The sequence below is a fragment of the Streptomyces sp. NPDC058239 genome, assembly GCF_042882185.1.
GTDB lineage: Bacteria > Actinomycetota > Actinomycetes > Streptomycetales > Streptomycetaceae > Streptomyces.
Genome location: NZ_JBHVWS010000124.1, coordinates 1 through 5,850, shown reverse-complemented (window position 1 = coordinate 5,850; position 5,850 = coordinate 1). Strand labels below are relative to the sequence as shown.

3 protein-coding genes and 1 pseudogene are annotated in these 5,850 nt (G+C 67.7%); 3 read left to right on the top strand and 1 reads right to left on the bottom strand.

The genetic code is table 11. The features are described from left to right. Positions 1-104: 104 nt before the first annotated feature. Positions 105-2,117 carry a hypothetical protein gene (locus ACFVYE_RS47075; RefSeq protein WP_389609729.1) on the top strand — a complete coding sequence of 671 codons (2,013 nt, stop codon included), beginning with the start codon at positions 105-107 and terminating at the stop codon, positions 2,115-2,117. 52 nt (positions 2,118-2,169) lie between these two features. Further along, entirely contained in the window at positions 2,170-4,230 is a 2,061-nt protein-coding gene (locus ACFVYE_RS47070; RefSeq protein ID WP_389609727.1) for a hypothetical protein, read from the top strand. A gap of 237 nt (positions 4,231-4,467) precedes the next feature. Here ACFVYE_RS47070 and ACFVYE_RS47065 read toward each other — a convergent pair. Then, positions 4,468-4,713, bottom strand: a pseudogene (locus ACFVYE_RS47065) (IS701 family transposase); the annotation flags it as partial. A gap of 419 nt (positions 4,714-5,132) precedes the next feature. Between ACFVYE_RS47065 and ACFVYE_RS47060 the strand changes: the two are divergent. Beyond that, on the top strand, positions 5,133-5,834 hold the full coding sequence (locus ACFVYE_RS47060) for a transposase (RefSeq protein ID WP_389609725.1): 702 nt from the start codon (positions 5,133-5,135) through the stop codon (positions 5,832-5,834). The last annotated feature ends 16 nt before the right edge of the window (positions 5,835-5,850 follow it).

Genomic DNA, 5,850 nt, shown 5'->3' with positions numbered 1-5,850 from the left:
AAAACCCAACACCATTCACCTGGACCAAGACGGCCGAGGAGATCCTCGACTCCCTCGCGCGTTTCTGCCAACGGATCTCCGGCGCAGGACACTAGGAGTACCCCGTGATCGTTTCTGGATCCGGTTCCGGCCCGCTGGCGCCGGGTGCTGGGCAGCTGCTGGAGGAAGTGGCCGACCTGGTCGGGCTGAAGGCCGGGCAGGTCGACGGCATCCTGCAGGAAGCGGGCATCACCCTGAAGAGCCCGGCACCGGCAGACCGGCGTCTGGCTGTGCTACGGCTGCAGATGAGCGGCATCAAGCATTCAGGCGAGGCGTTCGGCTTCGAGCAGTTCTTCGGCCCGGGCGTGTGGGTGATCGCTCATCCCGCCAACAGTGCCGGCAAGACGAGCCTGCTGGAGTGCCTGGTCTGGCCGCTCCGCGGCGCCCCCAGGGATCTGCCGCCCGATGTCCGCTCCTGGTTGCGGACGCTGTCGGTCGACGTGATGGTCGCGGGCCGACCCACACGGATCGCCCTGGAGTTCACACCCACGTCCCGCCCGGCAGCAGCGTGCCGCATCTCGACCGCCGACTCCGAAGCAGACCTGCTGGAATCAGCGGACGGGGACCTGCGCTTGGTCGCCGAGGCAACTGGCTTGGAGGACACCAGTCGCGTCATCTCCAGCTATCTGATGGATGCGCTGCGCATGGAGCACACCAGCATGTGGCAGGGCAAGGGTGGTCCCGACGGTGAGGGCGCCGCGCAGGTCCACGGCTGGGCGTCGTACTTCGGTGCCTGCTACCTCAACCCGGGTGGCGACGAGATTCTGCTGGGGGACGTCAGCGCGGTCGGGCTGCCGGGCCGGCTGCTGGAACTGTTCGTCGACGTCCCCTACAGCACGGCGCTCACCCAGTTGTCTGTGGCCGGAAAGAGGGAGACGAAGCTGGTACGCCAGCAGGAGCGGCGTGCCCAGGATGACGAGACAGCCCGGAAGACGGACCGAGAGACCTGGCGCAGGGAACTGGCCGGATTGGGTACGGCAATCGCGGAGCTGCGCGCCGACCAGCAGCGCGATGTGACACCGCTGCTGGACGCGGCGGACCAGGCTGGCGCCCTTCTGCGTGAGCGCTTGGAACAGCTGAATGTGCTTGAGCAGGCACTGGCGGATCTGACGGCCGCCCGGGTCCGGGCGCAGCAGGCGCTCATGGACACGCGAGAGACGTGGCAGGCCCGTCGGGTGCTGGGCCGCCTGAATCCGGTGTGCTGTCCCCGGTGTGAGGAGCCGCTGGAGGCGGAGCGGCGGGCCCATGAGCGCGAGAGCGCGGCGTGCGCGGTGTGCACGAGGACGCTGCCGGAGATCGACGCTGAGACGGCTGAGGCCGTGCTGGAGGGGCTGCAGGCGGAGTTGTTGTCGGCCGAAGCCGCCGAAGGGAAGGCCCGGCATCAGCGGGATGCGGCCAAGGCGGAGGTTGAGCAGGCCCAGACAGGCCGGGAGCAGGCGCATGCCGATCTGCAGGGCGTTCTTTCCGTGTCCGGAGCGCATCAACGGTTGCGTGACCTCGAGCTGAGGGCGGCGGTGCTGCAGGGGCAGTTGGCCGCCACCGGCCTGCAGTCGGGAGGCGGGCAGACGGGTCTGGCGAACGCGGATGGTCCCGATGCGGTACTGGAGACGACGCACGATGTGGTGCGTCGCTACGTCGATGCCGCGGCGAAGCGGCTCTTCCCGGTGATGGACAAGCAGATCGTGGAGTTGGCGGCCCGGTTTGGTGTGCAGAACCTGGACAGTGTCAGGCTGAACCGGGCGGGGCAGGTCAATGCCGTCAAGGCGGGTGTGGGGACTGCCTTCAAGCGGCTGAGCCGTGGTGACCGGCTGCGGATGCGGATCGCGACAGTCATCGCGCTGCTGCGGGTGGGAGCTGCTCGGGGTGTTGCTACCCATCCGGGCCTGCTGTTGATCGACTCGGTTGCGGCGGAGGAGGTCACGGAGGTGCCTGCGCGCACGCTGATCGCTGAGCTGCAGGCGTTGTCGGAGGAGTTGCCGGGCCTGCAGGTGGTGCTGACGACGGCACAGCCGGAGCTTGCGGAAGGTCTGCTGCCGAGGGAACGCATCCTCACCGGCAGTGGCGAACATTTGTTCTAGCATGATGGATGGGTGATCGGTGTGGGCCGCGGGGATGCAGAGGGGTGTGACGGTGAGTGACGTCGAGCAGCTCCTTCAGCAGTGGGCGGCCCAGGCCAGTGACGAGGACTTGGGTGCCGGCCCGACGTACGCCGATTTGGGTGGCAAGCCCGCCGTGGTGCGGGAGGCGGCCGCCATCGCCCTCGGACCGCAGCTGCCGTACCTTCTTCAGGCCATGGCTAAGGACACCGCTGGCGCGTCCGGCCTGGAGCACGACGGGCTGGTTGCTGCGGCGATCCGTGGGCTGAGCAAGCCGTACGCGGCTTGGGTCTTGTCCGACGCACTGGACGTGTTGTGTTCCTCCCCCGTGCTGCTGGATGAGCTGGGCAAGCAGGCGGGGCGTGTTCTGGCGACGCATGCCGAGGACGCCCTGAGTGGGACTGCGGGTCCGGCCTTCGCGCAGCCGGCGGTCGCCGGGCTTCTTCGCCTGTGCGTGGCCGGCAAGTCCAGTCCACACCGCCTGCTTCTCCTCCTGACGGAGATCACCGGTCAGGAACCCGCCGAAGCCTTGGAGCGACTGCCCCTGCTGATCGGTATCACGCACGACCACTATCCCGATGACGGCCTGCTGGAAGTGCTCTGCGTCCTGGAGAACCACGCCGACCTTGCATCTGGCTCCCAGGCCGACGCAGGGTTCGAACTCGCGGTAGGGGAACTGCGGCGCGCGCTGGAGGCGGTCGACCACGCTGAGGTGGAGGCGTGCATGCGCCGGGCTCTGCTGCGGTTCACCGAGCTCGACCGTACCCAGGAGGCGCGCCTGGACGCGCGGGCGTACGCGGAGGCTTTGGGGTGTGTGCTGGCCTTCGCCGTGCCCCCGGTTGGCAAAGCGGCGGCGCCCTCGCGATCCGAAGTGGAGGCGGGCGCGGCGCGCCTGGAAGAGGCGGTGGCTCAGCTCAGTGCCTGGCGCGGCCGCATGCACGAGCTGAGTTGGCTCAGTGCCCGCGGGCTGAGTCAGAGCGCCTGGTCGAGACTGGTGGACGGCCTGCGTACTGCGGCGTTGCACCTGGACCAGCCAAGCTGGTACTCCCCAGCCACCGCCCTCAACGACCTTTTGCAGGTTTACCAGGCCAGTCGTTCGGTCCACACCAGTATGACCAGCTCAGCGTCTGAGGGGCACGGTCTCGCCCTGCTCATTCCCCCGGCCGTGGAGGCACCCTTTCTCCGCCGCGAGGGACTGCTCCACCACCTGGAGCAGGCACTCGCCGGTGATCCGGCGTTCACCAGCCATCCCGATGCCCGGGCACTGCTCGCCGCAGTACAGCAGCGCCGCAACCAGACGGCGAGCTCCCAAGACGTGTTGCCGGGAAAAGCGCTGGATGGGCGCCCTGGGCTCAGCATCCTTTTTGGCTCGGCACTGGCACCCGACGGGCTTGACCCCGCCCTGCTGGACCGCATCGAAAGCCTGATCCAGCAGGCCGACCGCGGCTACACACCCACCGGCAACGCCCGGGTCGACGGCAAATTGGAGTCCCTGCTGGCAGTCCTCGAAGGCAGCCCGGCGTGGCAGGTGCCGGACAGCACCTACTACACCGTCTTGCTCGAACACTTCCTGCGCTTCCTGCACGACCGATTCGACGGACAGGCCGACTTGTACGGCGACCGGACCGCCTACCTGGGGCCTGCGCCCGACAAGGACGATGGATCGACCGGAACATGGCCGGAGAAGGCTGTCCAGGACGACATCCACCAGCACCTCAGCGGCGTACTCACCCCGGGTACCGTCCAGCGAGAAGTCGTTGATGTGGCGTCGGGGCGTACCGATGTCACCTACACGCCGCAGCCTGGGCGGCGCTTCGTGATTGAGGTCAAACGCCGCAAGACCAAAGCACCCCCCAACCTCGTGGAGCGGGACTATCTCGCCCAGGCCGCCAACTACACAGCTACGGGCCCACCGTTCGGCATGCTCTTGGTCGGCGACCACAGTAACCATCAGGCCGGATACTCCGACTTCGACGACCGTGTATGGATCACCAGCTACGCCCGAAGCGCCACTGAAGTGCCCCGTCTGATCGTCATTGGTGTCTTGCCCATCGGCCGCCCCACACCCTCGGCGCTTCGAAGGCCAACGAGCTGACTTCACGAGGCATGGCCGTAGCCGGGTATGCGGCTGGGCAGCCGGTTCTCCACAGGCCTAATACTCCAGCCGGACTTCTTCATTCGTGCTGGTCAACGGCTTGGGTGTGGGGAGTGTAGCGGGCTGGAATGGGGGTGTGGCGGTCTTTGCCGGGCCGTCCCACGAACGTGTGGCCGCGCTGCTTGTAGTGGCAGTGGCGGGCGCGTGCTTGGTGGCGGCGACGCCAGTGGGACCACGTCATCGCGTGGTCGCGGTCCGGAGTACGGCGGCGGGGTCCAACTGCCAGCAGACGTCGAATTTCGGCCGGTGTGAGGTCCACGAGGTCGGGTGTGTCCCGCTCGGTGCCCCCTTTTCTCGTTCCTGGCTGGCCAGGACAGCGAGGAAGGCATGCGCGAGCATGGCGAGTGTGATGTGCCGGTACCAGCCCACGTAGCGGCGGACTTCGTACTGGTCCAGGCCGCATTCGTTCTTCGCGCTCTGGAAGCATTGAACCGCCGACTTATATGGGGAAAGCGGGACGCGGTCGGGTTGGCCGCTCGTAGCGTGCCGTAGGACGCCGGTCCGGGTGACTCGTGAACCGTCTGCCGCTCTTCGGGGCTGGCTCTCCCGGGGTATGTCGCCGGTCCGGTGTCCGTCCGCGGTCTGACTCAACAGAGGCGTGTCCCGGCCAGGTTGGTTCCGGAAGTCGGCGTGTCGACCGTGGCTGTCCCCGTCGTCCGACTGTGAGGAATCAGGTCCCGTGATACTGCTCGGTGTCGACCCACACAAGTCCACCCACACCGCCACCGCCGTCGAGCCGGTCTCGAACCAGCAGGTCGGGTCGATGCGGATCGAGGCCAGTCTGGCGGACTACCGGCGGCTGCTTGGCCTGGGCCAAGCGGTGGCCACAGCGGAAGTGGGCTGTGGAGAACGCCAACGGCCTGGGCCGGCATCTCGCCCAGTGGCTCATCGCCCGCGGTGAGAGCGTCGTCGACGTGCCTGCCGCGGCGACCAGCCGGGTGCGTGAACTTTCCCGCGGTGGACGGCGTAAGAACGACCAGATAGACGCAGCGGCCGCAGCCACCGTTGCTTATCTGCAGGGAGAAGGGCGGGATCTCGCGCCCGAGGATCACACCACGGCGCTGGCCCTCCTGGACGAACGGCGTGTGAACCTGGCCCAGGCCCGGGTGCGCACGGTCAACCAGCTCCACGCGCTGCTGCGTGACCTGCTGCCCGGCGGCGCCCCGACCCAGCTGTCCGCGGACATGGCCGCCAAACTGCTGCGATCCGTCCGCCCCGCCGGCGATATCGAGACCGTCCGGAAGGACATCGCCTGGGACCTGGTCGCCGAGATCCGGAAACTGGACAAGCAGCTCACGGACAACGCTGCCCGGACGCAGAGCCTGGTAAAGGCATCGAGTAGCACGCTGATGGACACCCCGGGCATCGGGCCGGTCATGGCTGCTCGGATGATCGGCCGCACCGGACGGGCTCACCGCTTCTCCACCTCGGCGGCATTCGCGAACTATGCCGGTGCCGCCCCGGTTGAACCGCCCCGGGTCAGGTGGAGGCTCGATTTCATGAAAGGATCGAGTCATGGCACGACCTTCCCGTTACCCGCTTGAGCTGCGCCGACGTGCG